The sequence below is a fragment of the Marinomonas sp. ATLA20 genome (assembly GCF_057180105.1).
Genome location: NZ_JBXUKU010000016.1, coordinates 21,154 through 40,652, shown reverse-complemented (window position 1 = coordinate 40,652; position 19,499 = coordinate 21,154). Strand labels below are relative to the sequence as shown.

The 19,499-nt window shown below is 42.1% G+C and carries 12 protein-coding genes; 7 read left to right on the top strand and 5 right to left on the bottom strand.

Annotated features, from left to right (window positions below; all coding sequences use genetic code 11):
- Position 1 precedes the first annotated feature (1 nt).
- Positions 2 to 850, bottom strand: coding sequence for a carboxylating nicotinate-nucleotide diphosphorylase (nadC, locus tag AC2A4J_RS18740; protein ID WP_484177062.1), 849 nt, complete (start codon positions 848 to 850; stop codon positions 2 to 4).
- Positions 851 to 1,804: 954 nt separating this feature from the next.
- On the opposite strand from nadC, the gene aceE reads away from it, so the two are divergent.
- Both aceE and aceF read left to right on the top strand, forming a co-directional pair.
- Entirely contained in the window at positions 1,805 to 4,471 is a 2,667-nt protein-coding gene (aceE, locus tag AC2A4J_RS18735) for a pyruvate dehydrogenase (acetyl-transferring), homodimeric type (RefSeq protein WP_484177061.1), read from the top strand.
- 96 nt (positions 4,472 to 4,567) lie between these two features.
- Positions 4,568 to 6,490: a dihydrolipoyllysine-residue acetyltransferase gene (gene aceF, locus AC2A4J_RS18730; RefSeq protein ID WP_484177060.1), complete on the top strand. Its 1,923-nt coding sequence runs from the start codon at positions 4,568 to 4,570 to the stop codon at positions 6,488 to 6,490.
- A gap of 85 nt (positions 6,491 to 6,575) precedes the next feature.
- Here the strand turns inward: aceF and AC2A4J_RS18725 are convergent, their stop codons facing one another.
- Positions 6,576 to 8,228: a SulP family inorganic anion transporter gene (locus AC2A4J_RS18725; protein WP_255824687.1), complete on the bottom strand. Its 1,653-nt coding sequence runs from the start codon at positions 8,226 to 8,228 to the stop codon at positions 6,576 to 6,578.
- A gap of 124 nt (positions 8,229 to 8,352) precedes the next feature.
- Positions 8,353 to 11,571 carry a ribonuclease E gene (gene rne, locus AC2A4J_RS18720; protein WP_484177059.1) on the bottom strand — a complete coding sequence of 1,073 codons (3,219 nt, stop codon included), beginning with the start codon at positions 11,569 to 11,571 and terminating at the stop codon, positions 8,353 to 8,355.
- A 470-nt stretch (positions 11,572 to 12,041) separates the two neighbouring features.
- On the opposite strand from rne, the gene rluC reads away from it, so the two are divergent.
- Positions 12,042 to 13,013 carry a 23S rRNA pseudouridine(955/2504/2580) synthase RluC gene (rluC, locus tag AC2A4J_RS18715; protein ID WP_255824683.1) on the top strand — a complete coding sequence of 324 codons (972 nt, stop codon included), beginning with the start codon at positions 12,042 to 12,044 and terminating at the stop codon, positions 13,011 to 13,013.
- A gap of 219 nt (positions 13,014 to 13,232) precedes the next feature.
- On the opposite strand, the gene AC2A4J_RS18710 is transcribed toward rluC, so the two are convergent.
- Positions 13,233 to 15,131: a HAMP domain-containing methyl-accepting chemotaxis protein gene (locus tag AC2A4J_RS18710; protein ID WP_484177058.1), complete on the bottom strand. Its 1,899-nt coding sequence runs from the start codon at positions 15,129 to 15,131 to the stop codon at positions 13,233 to 13,235.
- Positions 15,132 to 15,321: 190 nt separating this feature from the next.
- Complete coding sequence (locus AC2A4J_RS18705; protein ID WP_255824679.1) at positions 15,322 to 16,146, bottom strand: AraC family transcriptional regulator; 825 nt, start codon at positions 16,144 to 16,146, stop codon at positions 15,322 to 15,324.
- Between the two features lie 100 nt (positions 16,147 to 16,246).
- On the opposite strand from AC2A4J_RS18705, the gene AC2A4J_RS18700 reads away from it, so the two are divergent.
- From AC2A4J_RS18700 to AC2A4J_RS18685, 4 genes are all read left to right on the top strand, one after another.
- Positions 16,247 to 16,867, top strand: a complete 621-nt coding sequence (locus AC2A4J_RS18700) for a LysE family translocator (protein ID WP_484177057.1) — start codon at positions 16,247 to 16,249, stop codon at positions 16,865 to 16,867.
- A gap of 480 nt (positions 16,868 to 17,347) precedes the next feature.
- Positions 17,348 to 17,944, top strand: coding sequence for a DJ-1/PfpI family protein (locus AC2A4J_RS18695; RefSeq protein WP_484177056.1), 597 nt, complete (start codon positions 17,348 to 17,350; stop codon positions 17,942 to 17,944).
- Positions 17,945 to 18,150: 206 nt separating this feature from the next.
- Entirely contained in the window at positions 18,151 to 18,618 is a 468-nt protein-coding gene (locus tag AC2A4J_RS18690; RefSeq protein ID WP_484177055.1) for a hypothetical protein, read from the top strand.
- Positions 18,619 to 18,664: 46 nt separating this feature from the next.
- A complete protein-coding gene (locus AC2A4J_RS18685; protein WP_484177054.1) occupies positions 18,665 to 19,420 on the top strand; it encodes a CLCA_X family protein in 756 nt (251 codons plus the stop codon).
- Positions 19,421 to 19,499 lie beyond the last annotated feature (79 nt).

Genomic DNA, 19,499 nt, shown 5'->3' with positions numbered 1-19,499 from the left:
GTTATTCCTGAGATACTCGTAAAGAAAGGTCAATTGCTTGAATGTGTTTTGTTAGGGCACCGATGGAGACATAATCTACACCTGTTTCAGCCACTTGTAACAAGCGTTCTTTGTCCATGTTACCTGATGCTTCAAACTTTACTTGACCTTTAAAATCAGCAACTGCTTTGCTCATGTCTTCGTAAGAGAAATTATCTAGCATGATAATATCTGCCCCTGCAGCAACAGCCATGGAAACTTCTTCTAAGTTTTCAGTTTCGACTTCAATGGTTTTGCCAGGGGCAATTTTTTTCGCCATACTCACAGCGTTAGCAATCGACCCTGCCGCCATGATGTGATTTTCTTTGATTAGAAACGCATCGTATAAACCCATTCTGTGGTTCTTTCCACCACCAACAGCAACCGCATATTTTTGCGCTCGTCGCATGCCTGGTATGGTTTTTCTAGTGTCCAAAATGGTGAGTTGCGTGTTCGCTACAATTTGACTGTATTGATTAGTGACAGTGGCGGTATAAGAAAGTGATTGTAAAAAATTTAATGCGGTACGCTCACCCGTTAATATTGTTCTTGCATGGCCTTTGATCGTTAAAAAAGGCTTGTTTCTTTCCAGCATATCGCCTTCATTGTTATGCCATGAGAGCGTAACTCGACTGTCTAATTGAGAGAACACTTCGTTTACCCAAGCTTGACCGCATAGGACTGCTGGTTCCCGACTAATTACGGTGGCTGTTATTTCTTGATCATCAGGAATAAGTTGTGCGGTTATGTCTCCTGATCCAATGTCTTCTTTTAATGCAAACGCCACTTGCGATTGAATGTGCTCAGTTAATAGAGCGTTCAAAAGAGTCATGTACTATCCTAATCTTGCTAAGTAAATTATGGATATTGTAGCGCTATATTGGTAATGCGTCAGTGTTGATTTATTTATATTCATTGATTTGCATGATCTTTCTACATGAAAAAGAGCGACAGTGTAGCTTTTTCGCACACGCGATCAGCCTTTCACTTTAGATATACTTAGAGTGGCTGATTATTTTTCATAGTCATTGTGTCAGTTGGGTCTTGATAAGCGAATAAAATAATACGGATCATCGTTTTTTGAATGGTACTTTGGAGCGGATGCTGTGTATTCTTCATTGATTGAAGTGTGGTCGTGGATTCATGGTGTTTATACGCCTCATGATTTCTGTGAATTTTGGTGAGGCTGGCTGACGCTTTAACGCTTTTGTCTTAGGCTTTTTCACTACTTCTAAACAAATTTTAGGGTATTTAAAAGCTTCAAAAGTTCTGTGAGCACCTCAATCTTCATGTGGGTGGCTAGGCGATCTCTTGATTAGGTGTTAATCTAACGCCCAAATTAGATGCTTCTGATATGTAAAAAAGCCCTGTTTAATGTAAGGGTTTAGTAAAATATCTAGAATGCAAAAGTATTAGAAGCAGTTTATCTATGCGGTTTCTAAGTACATAGCTTTGATTTTTTACATGCATTAGTAAGGCTATATGCATGTGAAAATTTAATGTTGGGTTTGATGAACCAAACCCAAATTGGAAGCGAACTGACTAGATTTTTAGTGGTCGATGCAATGGAAATAAAATTAAAACAATAATAATTGCCATTGGAACGGATAAAAACGACGCGTTTTAAAACTTATTAAACAGTGTGTCGTTTTATCCTAGGTCGGCTGGAACTTTGTGGCTATTCATATAAGTTCCGACGGTTCGTTTAAGTAGCCTCCAAGGCTTAAATACACATAATGTCCTTGGTAGGTTAGTATCTGTTCTAATAGCGGGAGTTATTAACACGATGACTGAGCAGCATATTCTCGAAGACATCGATCCAATTGAAACTAAAGAGTGGGTCGATGCGCTTGAGTCTGTCCTTCGCGAAGAAGGTCCTGATCGCGCGCAATACATTTTAAATCGTTTGACGAATGAAGCTTCAAAAGCAGGTTCGTCTTTACCGTCGTCTATCACGACAGCATACCGAAACACAATCGCTCCTGAAAATGAGAAGCCATTGCCGGGTGATGTGTTTATGGAGCGTCGTATACGCTCTATAATACGTTGGAATGCATTGGCTATGGTAATGAAGGCAAACCGTGTTGATTCAACACTTGGTGGCCACATTACAAGCTTTTCTTCTGCGGCAACGCTTTATGATATCGGTTTTAACCACTTTTTCCGTGGTAATGACGGTAAACAGCAAGCGGATATGGTTTTTTTCCAAGGTCATATATCCCCAGGTATTTACGCTCGTTCATACATTGAAGGGCGTTTGACAGACGAGCAGCTAGATAACTTCCGTCGTGAAGTCGATGGTAAAGGTATTTCCTCTTACCCGCACCCTTGGTTGATGCCTGATTACTGGCAGTTCCCAACTGTATCTATGGGTCTTGGGCCTTTGCAGGCTATTTACCAAGCACACGTAATGAAGTATCAGCATAGCCGTGGTCTTATCGATCAAGGTGATCGTAAGGTATGGGCTTTCTTAGGTGATGGTGAGTGTGATGAGCCAGAATCCTTAGGTGCTATTGCCCTTGCTGGTCGTGAAAATCTAGACAACCTTATTTTCGTAATTAACTGTAACCTACAGCGCCTTGATGGTCCTGTACGTGGTAACAGTAAAATTGTTCAGGAACTTGAAGGTGTCTTCCGTGGTGCTGGCTGGAATGTCATTAAGTGCCTATGGGGTCGTCATTGGGACCCTCTTTTTGCGAAAGATCACAACGGTTTGCTAGTTAAACGTATGAATGAAGTTTGCGATGGCGAACTACAGAACTACAAAGCAAATGGTGGTGCTTATACTCGTGAACACTTCTTCGGCAAATATCCAGAATTGCTAGAAATGGTTAAAGACATGACTGACGATGAGATTATGAATCTTAATCGTGGCGGACATGATCCTTACAAAGTTTACGCGGCGTACTCCGAAGCAACTTCTCATAAAGGTCAACCGACTGTTATCTTGGCGCAAACCGTTAAAGGTTACGGCATGTTTAAAGCGGCTGAAGCGCAAAACACAGCGCACCAGACGAAGAAGTTGGATGAAGAATCCCTTGCTCAGTTCCGTGATAAATTCGGTATCCCAATTAGCGATGAAGAGCTAAAAGATTTACCGTACTATAAACCGGCTGAAGATAGCCCAGAAATGCAATACATGCGCTCTCGTCGCAAAGAATTGCATGGCGCTTTCCCTATCCGTAACCATGATTGCGAAGCGCTTGAAGTTCCTTCTTTGGAAGCCTTTAAGTCTCAAATCGCGGGAACGAATGGCCGTGAAATCTCTACGACTATGGCGTTTGTGCGTGCACTGAATGTTATGGTTAAAGATAAAGAAATTGGTAAACGTGTTGTGCCAATTGTTGCCGATGAAGCTCGTACCTTTGGTATGGAAGGTATGTTCCGCCAGCTGGGTATATACTCATCTGAAGGTCAGCGTTATACGCCTCATGACCATACTCAGATTATGTATTACAAAGAATCTGCTGATGGTCAAATCCTTCAAGAAGGCATCAATGAGCCAGGGGCATTCTCTGCTTGGTTAGCATTGGCTACATCTTATGCAAACAGCGCTCTTCCAATGATTCCTGTTTACATTTATTACTCAATGTTTGGTTTCCAGCGTATTGGTGACTTAGCTTGGGCGGCAGGTGATTCTCAGGCTCGTGGATTCTTGATTGGTGCTACTGCAGGTCGTACTACGCTAAATGGTGAAGGTTTGCAGCACGAAGATGGTCATTCCCATATTCAAGCAGGTCTAATTCCTAACTGTGTGTCTTATGACCCTACTTATTCATACGAAGTCGCTGTTATCATGCAAGATGGCTTACGTCGTATGTATAAAGAGAAAGAAAGTGTTTTCTATTACTTAACTGTAATGAATGAAAACTATACGCACGAAGATATGCCTGAAGGTGTTGAAGAAGGTATTATCAAGGGGATGTATAAGCTTAAGTCTCATGCTAAGAAAGCCAATAAGAAACAAGTTCAATTGCTTGGTTCTGGCGTTATTCTGCGTGAAGTTGAAGCCGCTGCAGAGATTCTATTTAATGATTTCGGTGTTAACTCTGATATATGGAGTGTAACGTCTTTCAATGAATTGCGTCGTGAAGGTCTTGATGCAAGTCGCTGGAACATGCTTCACCCTGAATCAGAAGCGCGCCTTTCTTACGTAGAGTCTTGCCTGAATGACAATGGCCCTGTGATTGCATCTACCGACCATATTAAATTGTTCGCAGATCAAATTCGTCCATTCGTAAAAGGTACTTACAATGTACTTGGTACTGATGGTTTTGGCCGCAGTGATACTCGCGCTCAATTGCGTCACTTCTTTGAAGTTAACCGTTATTGGGTAGTGGTTTCTGCTTTAAGTGCACTGGCAAAAGACGGTGTAATTGATGCATCTGTAGTTAGTGAGGCAATTGCTAAGTTTGGTCTAGATCCTGAGAAGCCAAACCCTGTAATGTGCTAATTACCTGACAAGCTAGGTATCTGGCTTAGTGTATGTTTTTAACTAAGTCAGATAAGTTTTTAAGTTTGATGCGTCTATAAGACAAAGGAGATTTCTGTGAGTACTGAAATCATTCGAGTACCGGATATTGGTGGTGCGACTGATGTCGAAATTATCGAGATCAGTATTGCGGTTGGTGACACAATTGAAGTGGATCAATCAATTATTGTTTTAGAAACAGATAAAGCTTCTATGGATGTTCCATCTTCCATGGCAGGTAAAGTAAAAAGTATTTCTGTGAAAGAAGGCGAAAAAGTTTCTGAAGGTGATGAGATTCTTATTATTGAGGTTGAAGGTGCGGAAGAGTCTGCTCCTGAGGCACCTGTAGAAGATCCTGCACCAGAGAAGTCCGCTGAGAAAGCTCCAGCTTCTTCATCTTCCAGCGAAGAAAAAGTTTCAGTGCCAGATATTGGTGGTGCAACTGACGTTGAAGTTATAGAGGTTTGTGTTGCTGAAGGTGATATGGTTGAAGAGGGTGATTCAATTATCGTTCTTGAAACTGATAAGGCTTCTATGGACATACCTTCACCATTTACAGGTAAGATCGCCAAGATTTCTATTAAAGTTGGTGACACTGTATCCGAAGGTGCTGATATTCTTGTGCTGACAACTGAGTCATCTTCAGTGGCGCCTGCTGCTAAAGAAGAAAAAGCTGAAGAGCCAAAATCATCAGCTCCTGCTGCAGCATCAGCTTCTGGTGGTGTTGAGTCGGTTAAAGTGCCTGACATTGGTGGTGCTGAAGGCGTTGAAGTTATCGAGGTTGCTGTTGCAGCCGGAGATAAAGTTCAAGAAGGTGATTCTATCATTGTTCTTGAGACTGATAAGGCCTCTATGGAAATTCCTGCGCCGAAATCAGGAACAGTGAAGTCTGTTTCTATTAAGGTTGGTGATAAGGTTTCTGAAGGTGATCTTGTTCTTGAGCTTGAAGTAGAAGGTGGTTCTGAAGTGCCTGCGCCTGCGCCGGCTGCTGAAAAAGCAACTTCTGCACCAACTGAAAAGCCTAAAGCAAGTGCCGAAAAGTCAGCTCCTGCAGTAGATCAATTTGCTGTACTGTCTGAACCTTCTAAGAAAGTTCATGCTGGTCCAGCTGTTCGTATGCTCGCTCGCGAGTTAGGTGTTGATCTGTATCTTGTTCGTCCTACTGGCCCTCGTGGTCGTATTACGAAAGAAGATTTGCATGCTTATGTGAAAGCAGCTGTGCAAAAGGTGGCTTCTGCTCCGGCTGGTGGTGTTGCAACAGGTTCCGGTCTGCCAACTGTGCCAGATCAAGACTTTAGCAAGTTTGGTGAAGTTGACGTTGTTAAGATGAGCAAGATCCAGCGTCTAACTGCTCAGAACATGGTTCGCAACGCGCTTGTTGTGCCTCAAGTTACTCAGTTTGATAAAGCTGATATTTCTGATCTTGAAGCATTCCGTAAAGGCTTAAAAGGCGAAATGGAGAAACAAGGTGTTAAATTAACGCCGCTTCCATTCCTGATTAAAGCAGTTGCGCAAGCAATGGTTGCTAATCCAAGCTTTAATGTGTCGCTAATGGCCGATGGCGAAAGCTACGTTCAAAAGCATTATGTACACATTGGTATTGCTGTGGATTCGCCTGCTGGTTTGGTTGTTCCTGTTTTGCGTGACGCAGATAAGAAATCTGTCGTTCAAATTGCAAAAGAAGCGGGAGAGCTAATTAAGAAAGCACTAGATAAACAACTTAAGCCAGCTGACATGCAGGGTGGTTGTTTCACTATTTCTAGTTTGGGTGCAATTGGCGGAACAGGATTTACTCCTATCGTTAACTGTCCTGAAGTGGGTATTTTGGGTGTTTCTAAAGCGGACGTTGAGCCACGCTGGAATGGTAAAGAGTTTGAGCCTCGTACAATGTTGCCATTGTGCTTGTCTTACGATCACAGAGCTGTGAATGGTGGTGATGCAGGTCGCTTTATGACCTTCTTAAACTCCTTGCTGAGTGATGTACGTCGCTTGTCTCTTTAATCAGATTCTTTGATTAACAGCTAAGCAAATAAAAAAGCCGCTTTATAAGCGGCTTTTTTTTATCTAATGTTTTTGCATTGCTTTATTACGAAGTGGGTAAGTTTTTAACCGCTTGCTGCAAAGCGGATTTACGAGAATCACAAAACGCATTGTGCGGCAGTCTATTTGATACGCCCAGCTTTTCAAGTCGTTCTGTGGTTTGTCCATTAGGGCTAAAGATATAAACGGCACAGTTAGCTTCTATCGCGTCTTTTATGGCGTTTTCTAGTGCAAGCCCTATGGTAAGGTCCATCATAGGAACGGCGCTCAGATCTAACACTACAGCTTTGTAGTTGTGTATGCGGTTGTGATGCTTTGCGATGGCTTTGCTTGCACCAAAAATCATTGGGCCAGATAGATAGAAAAGCAATACGTTTCCATCAGCCTGGTCTAGTAATGATTTTTCCTCTTCTGATAGTGGAATATCGTCGTCAGCATCACTGATGGCTTTTACATTCCCTGACTGTAATCGGCTGAGTTTTTCTATTGTCATGATATTGGCTATAAAAACTCCAATTCCAACCGCAACCATTAGGTCAACAAATACGGTTAGTGCCATCACTCCGTACATTATAATGGTGGGAGAAAGGGCGACTTTGTGTGCTCGTTTCAAGAAGCTCCAGTCGAGTATGTTGATCCCCACATACAAGGCAATACCAGCCAGTACAGCCATTGGAATTGGGCTAATTAAGTCAGATGCACCAAGAACAACCAATAAAAGAATTAACGCTCTTGTTATGCCTGCAAGCGGTGATTTGCCGCCAGATTGTATATTGACGACGGTTCCCATGGTTGCGCCAGCACCAGGAAGCCCACCAAGAAGGCCGGAGAAAAAATTAGCGGTGCCTTGGCCAATAAGTTCGCGATTGGAATCATGCTCTTTGCGCGTAAGGCTGTCGGCAATAACCGCTGTAAGTAAGGTGTCTATGCAGCCCAAAGTCCCCAGCACGAGGCCGTTTATGATCATTTCTATAAATACAGACTGTTCAAAGGTGGGCCAATGAATTGATGGTAGGCCAGATGGAATAACACCTATGCGGCGCACATCTGAGTCGTTAAATAATAGAATAGAAATAAGCGTGATTGCGACCAAAGCAACAAGTTGAGGAGGAACGTATCGACGCCAGTGTTTGGGAAGATAAAAAAGCACCCCCAGTGTTAGCAGCCCTAGAAATAATTCTGAGAATTTCAAGTTAACAATAAGATTGGGGAGGGCGCTTAATGTTCCTATTACTCCACCAGGTGGAGATGAGTGCCCTAGAAAAGGAGCGATTTGCAAGATAATCAATATAATGCCAATGCCAGACATAAAGCCTGAAATAACGCTGTATGGCATTAGAGTGATGTATTTGCCTAACTTTAGATAGCCTAATGTAATTTGAAACAGCCCCGCGATCATCACCACTGTAAAAGCCATGGCGACACCACCTTCCGGGCTGCTGGCCATCATGCTCGTTAGTACCGCTGTCATTATGACGGTCATTGGGCCGGTTGGTTCTGAGATTAAGCTGGTTGAGCCGCCAAATAGTGCAGCAAAAAGGCCAACTAGGATGGCTCCCCATAAGCCTGCTTCTGCACCAGCTCCTGATGCCACGCCAAATGCTAGTGCAAGTGGTAGCGAAACAATGGCTGTCGTTGCGCCACCAAATAAATCGCCCACAAGAGTCCAATCTTTAAAGCGAGAAAAATCAATGATCATTGTTTTTTTCCTGTCCGTTATTTATGTTCAAATCAATCCTTTGAAATAATCCATAGTGCTCTTGTTGCAAAAGAGCCCGCATAAATGCGGGCTCTTTGTATTATCTAAATAGACACCGCAGTGTTTATTCTACGTTAGCTTCCGAAGTTGATTCTGATTTTTCTTCTCTTGCAATTCTCGGGTCGTTTTTAACTCTTCCAGAGGATGCGCGACGACGAGATGTCGCAGCATTGCGTTTTTCTTCCTGTTCTAAGCGTAGCTTTTCTTGTTGGGCTAAAATGGCAGCAGGTAATTCTACAGGCGCTTTAGCTTCTGTATTTGCCTGTTTGGTAGCCGGTTTGCCACGTCCGCGACGAGGAGTACGAGTGGAAGGACTAGATGTCTCTTCTGTTTTAGCGTTTTCTTCAGTTATCTCAGAAGTGTTGTCAGTAGACTCGGTCTCTTTCTGATTTGTCGTCACTATAACAGCGTCAGTATCTTGTGTTTCAGTAGATACTTCTTCTGTCGCATTGACTGGTTCTGCAGTAACAGTCTTAGCTTCTTCTGCTTCAGGTATTGGCTTATCCGTGGCATTGGCTTCTTCTGTAGCTTCTGTAGCAGTTGTTTGAGTCTCTTCTGATTTGGAAGTCATGTTTGACTCTTCTTCAGTTTGCTCTGTTGCTGCTTCAGTTGTCTGTTGCTCAATTTTTCGCATCTGAGCTTTTACAGACATCTTAGGTTTTGTTGGTTTTGCTTCAGGAGACTCGTTTTTAACGGTTTCTACTGTTGTTTCTTTTGAATCTGCAGGTGATGCTTCAACAGCTTCAACAGCTTCAACAGCTTCAGCAGCTTCAACAGCTTCAACAGCTTCAACAGTTTTCTCAGTCTGAACATTTTGCTCAGTTTTGTATTTGTCTTCCGAAATGGTTTCTGTTGTCACATCTTCTTCTGATTTAACTTCACTTTCTGTTTCAGTCTGCTTAACTTCTGGAGTGGTTGGTTTTACTTCTTCAGTTTTTGCAGCTGCAGTCTCTGTCGCTTGATCATTTTCAGATTCAACATTCTCTTGTTGTGTGCTGTTTTCTTCTTTTTGTGGGCGACGCGAACGACGTGAGCGACGTGAACGACGTTGAGGTTCATCGCCATTTTCGTTGCTTTCCACTTCGGCATTTTGAGCTGCTTCTACTAGAGCTGCATCTTCTTGCTCTTGTAGTTTAGTTGCTTCCAATGCTTCGTCTTTTAATTTGCCGTTGCGGCGACGGTTGTCATTACGATCGCGTTTGCGTTCTTTGACTTCAGGAACCTCTTTCTGAGGTTGGCGAGGAGCTGCTTTTACAGCCGCTTCTTGCTTTTCAGCTCTCGGTTCTTGAGCGTCTTGCTTGTTGCCACGGTTATTACGACGGTTGTTGTTATTGCCTTTCGTGCCAGCTTCAGCCTGTTCACGGCGTGATTGACGAGTAGAGCGATTTTTTTCAGTCGTATTGCTGTCGTCACGATCCGCATTTTGATGCTTAACGTTACGTTTGTTTCTGTTTACACGCTTATCGTTAGGCTTGCTTGATGCACTAGTGTCACGATCACGATCATTTTGTGAAGGTGTTGTAGCGCTAGTCTTGTTAACGGTTTTAGGTTTTGCTTTGGTTTGAGTCTCACCAAATAGTGCCGTCATAATACGTTTAAGCAAACTTGGCTTGCTTTGTGTATTCTGCGTGCTCTTGGTTACCTTTGGTGTCGCTACTGGTGCGGTGTGCTCTGGAGCTGGCGCTTTAGGAGCAATGCTAGTTACCGCTGCTTGTGGGCGAACATTTTCATTTGCTTTACGTGGTTCGTAAGGCGGTTGTTCAGGTGTTTCCACCAAGTTGTAGCTATTTTCGTTTTGCGTAACAACTGTGCTGTCATCGCGAATACGTTCTACTTCAAAATGCGGTGTTTCCATATGTGGATTTGGCACAAGAATAATGTGAACGCTGTTACGTTTTTCAATTTTCGCAATATTGGTACGTTTTTCATTAAGTAGGAAAGTCGCAACTGATACCGGTAATACAGCACGGATCTGAGCAGTACGTTCTTTGGAGCATTCTTCTTCAATAAGGCGAAGTACAGAAAGTGCCAGAGACTCCACGTCACGAATAAATCCTTGGCCATTACAGCGAGGACAAACAATGCCGCTGGTTTCGCCAAGAGAAGGGCGCAGACGCTGGCGTGACATTTCTAATAGGCCAAAGCGAGAAATACGACCAAGTTGAACACGAGCACGATCCGCCTCTAGAGCGTTTTTCATGCGGTTTTCAACTTCTTTTTGGTTGCGTACTGGTGTCATATCGATGAAATCGATAACAACCAATCCACCGATGTCGCGAAGACGCAATTGACGAGCTATTTCATCGGCCGCTTCTAAATTGGTCTGTAGTGCTGTTTCTTCTATATCTCCGCCTTTCGTTGCGCGGGCTGAGTTGATATCGATAGACACTAGTGCTTCTGTAGGGTCAATAACAATTGAGCCACCAGAAGGTAGGCGAACCTCACGCTGGAAAGCCGTTTCGATCTGAGTTTCGATCTGGAAGCGGTTAAACAGCGGTGTGGAGTCAGTATACATTTTAATGCGCGACTTAAAGTGCGGCATAACTTGCATAACGAAGTTTATCGCGTCTTGGTAAGCGCTTTTCTCATCAATCAATACTTCGCCAATGTCTTCGCGTAGATAATCGCGAATGGCGCGGATGACGATGTTGCTTTCTTGATAGATTAAGAAAGGAGCAGGCTTTTCAGATGCAGCCTTAGTAATAGAAGACCATAAAGTATCAAGGTAATCCAAGTCCCACTGAAGCTCTTCAGTTGAACGACCAACGCCTGCAGTACGAACAATCAATCCACCATTTTCTGGTGTGTTCAGGCCTGACATAGCTTCTTTAAGGTGTGATCTATCGTCGCCGTCGATACGACGAGATATACCGCCAGCACGTGGGTTATTAGGCATTAAAACCAAATAACGACCCGCCAAGCTAACAAAAGTAGTCAAAGCAGCGCCTTTGTTGCCACGCTCTTCTTTGTCCACTTGAACAATCACTTCTTGACCTTCACTTAACACATCTTTGATGTTAATTCGGCCTTCGTGATTGGACTTTTTGGAGAAGTAGGTTTTAGAAATTTCTTTGAGAGGTAGAAAACCGTGGCGATCTGCACCGAAGTCAACAAAAGCAGCTTCAAGACTCGGCTCAATGCGAGTGATGCGACCTTTGTATATATTCGACTTCTTCTGTTCGCGTGAACCGGATTCGATGTCTAGATCATATAGACGTTGTCCGTCTACTAGGGCGACGCGCAACTCTTCTTGTTGAGTTGCATTAATAAGCATTCTAATCATTATATGTGTGAACTCTGTGGGCTGATACGAAAGAGTCACAACAGTGATAGGGTAAACATTAATAAATCTGACTCAGAATTAGAGCAAGTCATTTAGTGTTCTCTGGCGAGAGGAGTACGCGATTCGTTTATTTATGTTAAACGCTTTTATGCGGTCGCTGCCGTGATCAATACCAAATAGTCTCTTTAACCGGTCTCGTTTCTTTGCTTTTACGAAACAACGCGAACGCGTGGCCTAGCAATTTAATGAGAGTTCCTTCCACTGAAGCGGATTTTTCCGAATCATGCGGTTTATTATTTAAGATTAACTGTTACAGAGGTAAGATAGGGGGCCAAAGTGTCGCTTCGGCAATTGTCATTCAATTCTTGCATCTTATCTTCGAGGTGTTTTGTTGCCTCTTACCCTTTGCGAATGTGAATATAACAGTAAAAACTAAGTGCTTCAATTATAAAGGAAACCAATCTTAGCTTATGTCGGACTCAGAACTAAAATCAGCAGAGCGTCCAGCGGTTCGTTACGTCACTATTGACGACAATAATACGGGTCAGCGAATTGATAATTTTTTGGTTACCTTTTTAAAGGGTGTTCCGAAAGGTAAGATTTACAACTTACTTAGGAAAGGTGAAATACGCGTTAATAAGAAGCGAACTAAGCCTGATTACCGCCTTCAAAATGAAGATGTTGTGCGTATTGCGCCGATTGTGCTTGCACCAGAATCAGACAAGCCAGTTTTGTCTGATCGTTTGAAAAGCGAGATAGAATCTCGCATTGTCTATGAAGATAAAGGGTTGATCGTTGTTAACAAGCCGTCAGGCTTAGCCGTTCATGGTGGCAGTGGCTTGAGCTTCGGCTTGGTTGAAGTTATTCGCCAAATGCGGCCGTTAGAGAAGTTTATTGAGCTTGTTCATCGACTCGATCGCGATACATCGGGTCTTATCATGATCGCTAAAAAACGTGCAGTACTAAAAGAGCTGCATACGGCGTTACGTGAAAAAGAAGGTGTGCAAAAAACATATTTGGCTTTGGTTTATGGCAGCTGGCCTAAGCGAAAATTGCAAGTTAATGCGCCTTTATTAAAGAATGAACTCAAATCTGGCGAACGTGTGGTGAAGGTTCACACAGACGGTAAAGAAAGTTTAACTCGCTTTAAATTAGTTCGTCAGTTTGAAGGCTATAGTTTGGTCGAGTGTGAGCCAGTAACAGGGCGTACGCATCAGATTCGCGTTCATACGCTGCATGCGGGCTATCCGATTGTTGGTGATGATAAATACTCGCCAGCTGAATCCTTAAAAGAAACAAAAGCCCTTGGCTTTAAGCGCTTATGTCTTCATGCGACACGATTAGACATTATGTTGAATGGGGAGCGTATGCTGTTTGAGGCGCCGCTGGATAAAGAGTGGCAAGCTTTGATGAATGACAGTTTGACCGGAATTTTCCCATAGATATTTGTCGCTTTTGAATAGAAAAATAAAAAAGGCTTGCTAAGGTAGGTCTTTTTTTTCGCTTCTTGCTAGTGGGAGTTGTCTTTGCTGTTCGTTGTGGGTATCGCGGACTTTACGTGTGTGTGATTAGTAGCAACTTTTTATGTAAATAAAAACAGCCACCTATAACAGTTTAGATTAGGTGGCTGTTTTAAATACTAATACATTATGATGCCATCACTAGATTTTAAAGCGATCCGTTAATGATTTGAGCTGATTGCTTAATGTTCTTAAGTTGCTGACAGCACGGACAGATTCAATAGATCCTTCGGTTGTTTGGTCTGCTAATTGACGAACATTTTCAACGTTGCGATTTATTTCATCAGATACTTGAGATTGCTCTTCAGCAGCAGTAGCTATTTGGTTATTCATATCTTGCACATAACCAACTTGCTCACTTATGTTGGCAAAAAGAGCCAATACTTCTTTTGCTTGTTCGGCATTTTTAGTAGATAAGTCTCTGCTTCTTAGTATTTTATCCAGAGATTCTTGGGCGCCATTTTGTAATTCGACGATCAAGTCTTCTATCTCTTTCGCTGAGCTTTGAGTTCTACTTGCCAGTCCGCGAACTTCGTCTGCCACCACGGCAAAACCTCGGCCTGCTTCACCCGCTCGCGCCGCTTCGATTGCTGCGTTAAGTGCCAATAAGTTGGTTTGCTCTGCAACGGCTTTGATGACTTCTAATACGTTACCGACATTGTCGGTGCGAGTTTTCAGTTGTTCCATTGCTTTACTTGTTGCGGTCAAGTCGTTGGCTAATAATTCAATTGAAGATGCTGTATCGGATACTTTCAAGTTACCTTGGTTAACGATATTGTCTGTTTTCGTGGTCGCTTCTGCTGCTGTTTCTGCGTTACGAGCTACTTCGGCAACCGTTGAGGACATTTCGTTAATAGCCGTGGCAACTTGATCCGTCTCATCTTTTTGAGACTGCATCATAGTTTGGCCTTGTTTTGAAATGGTTTCTAATTGCTCACTGGTTGAGCTTAAATTTAGAACACCATTAATGACCTCGGAAATGAGCGTATTAAGAGTACGGCTCATGGTTCCGATATTGTTATACAGTTGGCCAAGTTCGTCTTTACGGTCATTTTTTAATATCTGGGTTAAGTCACCATTAGATATTTTTTCAACAGCGGCCTTAACGTCATTCATTGGATTGACAATCATATGGCGAATTAACAAAGCAAAGAAAATGCCTATTAGTATAGCGATGATAGTGACAGTAATTAGAACCGTTGAGACTCTATCACCATCACTTTTGCTCTTTTCTTCTTGAAGTAGTGTGATTGAATCGATCTTATCATTCATCTTAGTGGACAGAGCCATTAGATTTTTTTGTGCTTTTACAAGCTCAGCATTAACCGCGGGATTTCTTTTCCCAAGGTCTTCATATAGGTTTAAAAGAGATAGGATTGCTTGTTGCTTGCTTTGAAGATCACTTGATAATTGTAGATTTTTTGTTTTGTTGATAATGGCTTGGAATCTCGTTGTAACAAGCTCTATAGGTATATTTTCTTTTTTGATGACGTGGTCATTTATCTCTGATGTCAAAGCATACCAGCTGTTTGCGACATCTAAAGCTGTATTCAAATTTTCCATGTCATTTTTCTGACGTAGCTGTTTAATGATTTGGTCATATTGGTTAAATATATTAAGGCGTATTCCAGTAGCCTCATTGTCAATCGCTTCCCAGTTTTTTCGGGCATCAGTCAGAATGGTTAATGCCTTTTTATACTCTAAAAGGTTTTGATCTGTTTGTATTACCAGCTCTCTCACATCTGAGCCATTATAGATTTTTTCACCTTCTTTCAAGAAATCGGCTAGAACTTCTGTGCGACGAACTAGATCCTCTTTATCCTTTGAAGATCCTGACTCGACGAAAAGCACTCTGGCTCTTTGCATTTCAACAACGGCATCGTCTAAGTCATTGGACAGTCGTACTTTATCCGCTCTGTTAAGCAAAGTATTGACACCTGATATACCGACTATACCAACTATAAGCGCAAGTAATAATACAGAGCCAAAGCCTAAACCAAGTTTAGTACCTATTAGCCTATTTTCGAGAAATTTTTTCATGAGAATGCTTCCTTAGCTATTCTGAAAAGGGTTGGGACGGCTAGATTCTTCTCTTGTGTTTGTTGTTGATATAACCGTTTTCCAATGCCTATCATAACGGCTATGGTAGAGCTCAAGAAATAGTAAAACTGTGTATGAAATGTGATGTTTTTAAGTGTTTGAAATTGCGCTTATAAGAAATGGGGCATTTTTAAGCGTTAATATTTGTTTGGTACTGATAGGGTGTTGTTCCTAATGCTTTTTTGAAATGTGAGTTCATATGGCTTTGGTCAAAAAAACCACACTCCAACGCCACATTGCTTGGCTGTTCGCCACTTTTGAGTAAACATTTTGCCTTTTGTATTCGAGACTGGATTTGATATTGATGCGGTGTAATGCCAAAAGATGCTTGGAATTGACGTATGAGGTGATATTTACTCATGCCAATTACTTTCGATAGGTGTTCTAGGCTAATTTCCTTGCTGGCGTAAGCGTTAATGAACTCTTTCGCACTTAGTAATGATTTCTTTGCTTTTTTTGTTTGAATAACGGATTGATTGATTTTGCTATTGAGCGTCAATTGCATGAGAAAATTATAAACGATGGTCTCTAGGGTGAGTCTTGATGATTTATCGGAAAGAGAGCTGAATATTAAGTTAAATTGTTTGATAAGCTTTTCATCGTTAATAATCGGGTTATGGAAATAAGGCGCGTTTTTATGCTTACCTGTAAAGTCGCTTAATAGCTCATCGAATAATTCTGGAGTTGGATACATAGCTCGATATCCCCATCCATTTTGTGAGGCTGCGCTACCAGTATGGGCGGAATCAGCATTGACTATTACTAAACTGCCAGCCCCAGAGGTATGATTTTCACCTTCATTAAAAAAGCGCTGTACGCCATGTTCTATAACACCTATTGCATAACCTTCGTGCACGTGTTTTGAGAAGTGCTGGTCTTTGAAATCAGCCCGAACACATTCAATCCCTTCATAGCAATCTAGATTAAAGAAGTGTGAGCCGATTTTCGAGTTCATGATGTGTCCTGCAAATTGTTTGTGAGACATAAAAGCGCAATTTTATCCTATAAGCAAATTTCTCCAAGACGATAATGAAGGCTTATTTAAAGGAGAGTTTATGTTTGGTCTTGGTAGCGACACGGTTTTGTATTATATAGCGATTTGTTTAATTGCGGCAGGCACACCTGGCCCAGGAACCCTTGCTGTATTGAATTCTGCGTTGCTTTTTGGTGTTCGGAGAACGTTACCAGTCATGTTTGGGATTTTGTTTGGGATGGGCGTTGTGTCCGTAGCAACAGTGACAGGTTTAAGTGCTCTGATTCTGCACTCTGAACTGGCTTTTATGGTAATCAAATACATTGGTGGATTGTATATTGGCTATTTGGGTGTGCGTATTTTATGGCCTTTATTTAACAGTAAACAAGAAGCTATGAAGTCTCAAAAATCAGAGAGAAAAATGACATTCGTAACGGGTGTTATTTTGTCTATTTTTAATCCAAAAACCTTGATGTTTTTCACAGCTTTACTTCCAGCTTTTATCCACCAACATAGCAGTCTTGTATCGCAGACTTTTACTCTCACTTTAATATTATTGCTCTGTACTTTTGCTGTACATTTAGCTTATAGCAAACTCTGTACTTATGTGTCTGATTTCTTTGTTCGGCACATGAGGTGGGTGGATGCCATTATTGGTTTGATGTTTGTCTGTTTTTCGATTGTTGTTTTGTGGTTGTCTTAATAATCAGATGAAGAAAAGGGCAGTCAGATGGTTGCCCTTTTCGTTTTTACAGATTTAAAGTTTTAGCTTTTAAATCTTAGCTCTTAAACTTTAGAGATTTCTATAATGTAACCAACAGCAGCTCCGTAACGGTTTTTGTAGTTATAGCAGATGTACGGGTCTAATGTGTCTTTCACTTTCATTCAGTGCAAGCAAACCAGTTGATTCTGCACCAGCAGGGCAATACATGATGAGAGATAGCTCTCCGCTAATTAAGCTAGCTGGGGTATGCATGTTAACGAATACTGATTCGCTGTCGATTGCTGCCAGTATGGACTTTTTGTCCACAAGCTAGCTGGTGCTCGTATACAGCCCCTGCTTTTGGATCTTCAACATGGTTACTAGGTTGTGTTGTTTATGTATGAATAATTCACGATAGTCACTTTGGTGTCATGAGTTAATAGAATATATTAATGATCAGGCCTCGAGGAAAATTAAATTATGAACATATCTATCTTAACTTTTGATGATTTCAACGAACTGGACTCATTTATAGCGCTTGGTATTTTGAACAGAGTGAAAAATAAAGGTTGGAAGGTGTCCATTGCTAGCCCAACTAAACAAGTTAAGTCGATGAATGGTGTCGTGATTGAAAGGCAGGAGTCGCTTGATGGACTCGCTTCTGCCGATGCTGTCATCGTGGGAAGTGGCTTAAAAACACGAGACGTGGTGGCTGACCCATCTATTATGGCGCAATTACAACTTGATCCAAGTCGTCAGGTTATTGGTGCGCAATGCTCTGGCACCTTGGTTTTAGCTAAACTAGGTTTATTAGATGGTGTGCCTGCTTGTACAGATTTAACAACATTACCATGGGTGAGAGAAGCTGGCGTTGAGGTGCTAAATCAAGCTTTTTTCGCGAAAGGGAATGTAGCGACAGCGGGAGGCTGTTTGGCATCGCATTATCTTGCTGCATGGGTTATTGCCCGACTAGACGGTATTGACGAAGCAAAAAATGCGATCGACTACGTTGCTCCTGTCGGTGAAAAAGAAGAATACGTAAGTCGTGTTATGCATAATATTTCACCGTATCTGTAGTAATCAGAGGCTCCAGTGCTAAGTAGATGAATCTAATGCTGTAAAGATAAGATTAAAATGTGCATCTGTGTTTTGACTGTTGTTCTTGTTGCTTCGCCTCAATAGAATCAAATGTCACTATTACTCGTCTTGTGGTTACTTTGTACTTTGACCGAAGTTCAACTCCACGAGGTTTGATCTACATTTTATAGAACAAGAAGGTCCGCATGAAGAAAGTTTTCTTGAAAAAACTGCAGTCTCTTACCGCGATTCTTGTGCTGAATACGGTACCTGTTAGCTTTGCACAGACTGGCGGTGTTAACTATGAAGCCGAGGTGCTGCAGGCTAGGGTGCTTTCCGATGATAGAAAAAGCACACTTAAGAGCGCAGATTCCCAAACAGATTCACTAAAGCAGTTGTATTTTGATAATTCACTGACTTACATTCAAAAGCACACGGAGAAAGCGGCTAGTTACCAGCATCAAGTTGCTTTGGCGCTGGTGGAGGAAGCGTACCAGGATGATTACGATACGCTATTAGATCAGTATGAGCGTGAATTAGAGGATGCGGCGACAAATAGTAATCCAGAAAGCATCCAGATTGCCAAGCGTAGAGTTGAAGATCAGTTGCAGGATCTGAAAGAGATGCGCCGTTCAAAAATTGCAGAATTTAATCAGCAATTTGGAATAACATAAAGCATACTGCCGTTTTGAATCTAGCCTAGTTAACTATCGAGTTTGCATGTCCTTTAACCAAACCCCCATTAATTTCGTCATAATACGCCGGCAGTTTGATTTTCGTGGTATTGAAATGGGGCGTTGGGTAACGCCAGATGAAAGGGATCGAGCCGCGGTCAATTTCTATCGAGCATTGGAAGACCTAATGTCTGTGTTGCAAGGACCTGAGCTATTAATATCATTGCGAGGTACTCTTGGGCTTCAATATGGAAAGGGCGGAAGGCCCGGCGTAGCCGCTCACTATATGCCAGCAACGCGGCAGCTATCCTTAGCCAAAAATGCGGGAGCTGGCAGCCTTGCTCACGAATGGTTTCATGCTTTCGACCATTATATGGGCGAAAAAATGTTCCAGCACGTATCGACTTCTCATTTTGCTTCTGCATGCTGGCTTAATAGCGCCCAATTACAACTGTCTCGTAACAGGCAGCCTCATCCGCTGAGCTTGTTATTGGCTGAATGCTTCAAAGTCATTATGCTGAACGAGCAAGGGGATGAGCCAAGCGACATGTTTCAAATATCCCGCCTTACCGATCAAAAGCTAAAAGTCATCTACTACGCCAAACCAGAAGAAATGGCAGCGCGCGCCTTCGAAGCCTTCGTTGAGGACACAAAACCTACCAGTACCTTCTTGGTAAAAGGCAGTCGCCATTCTGAAGAGGCTAAAATAGGCCTTTATCCTCAAGGTGAGCAGCGACTTCGTATTAATCAAGCCTTTCAGAATTATTTCAGCTTACTTGGTCTAGCATTAAGTAAAGTGTAATGCGCACATTTAATAAATAAAATACCATTTATATTTTAATTATTATATGGATTTGATGTGGTTCATCATGGCGAATGAA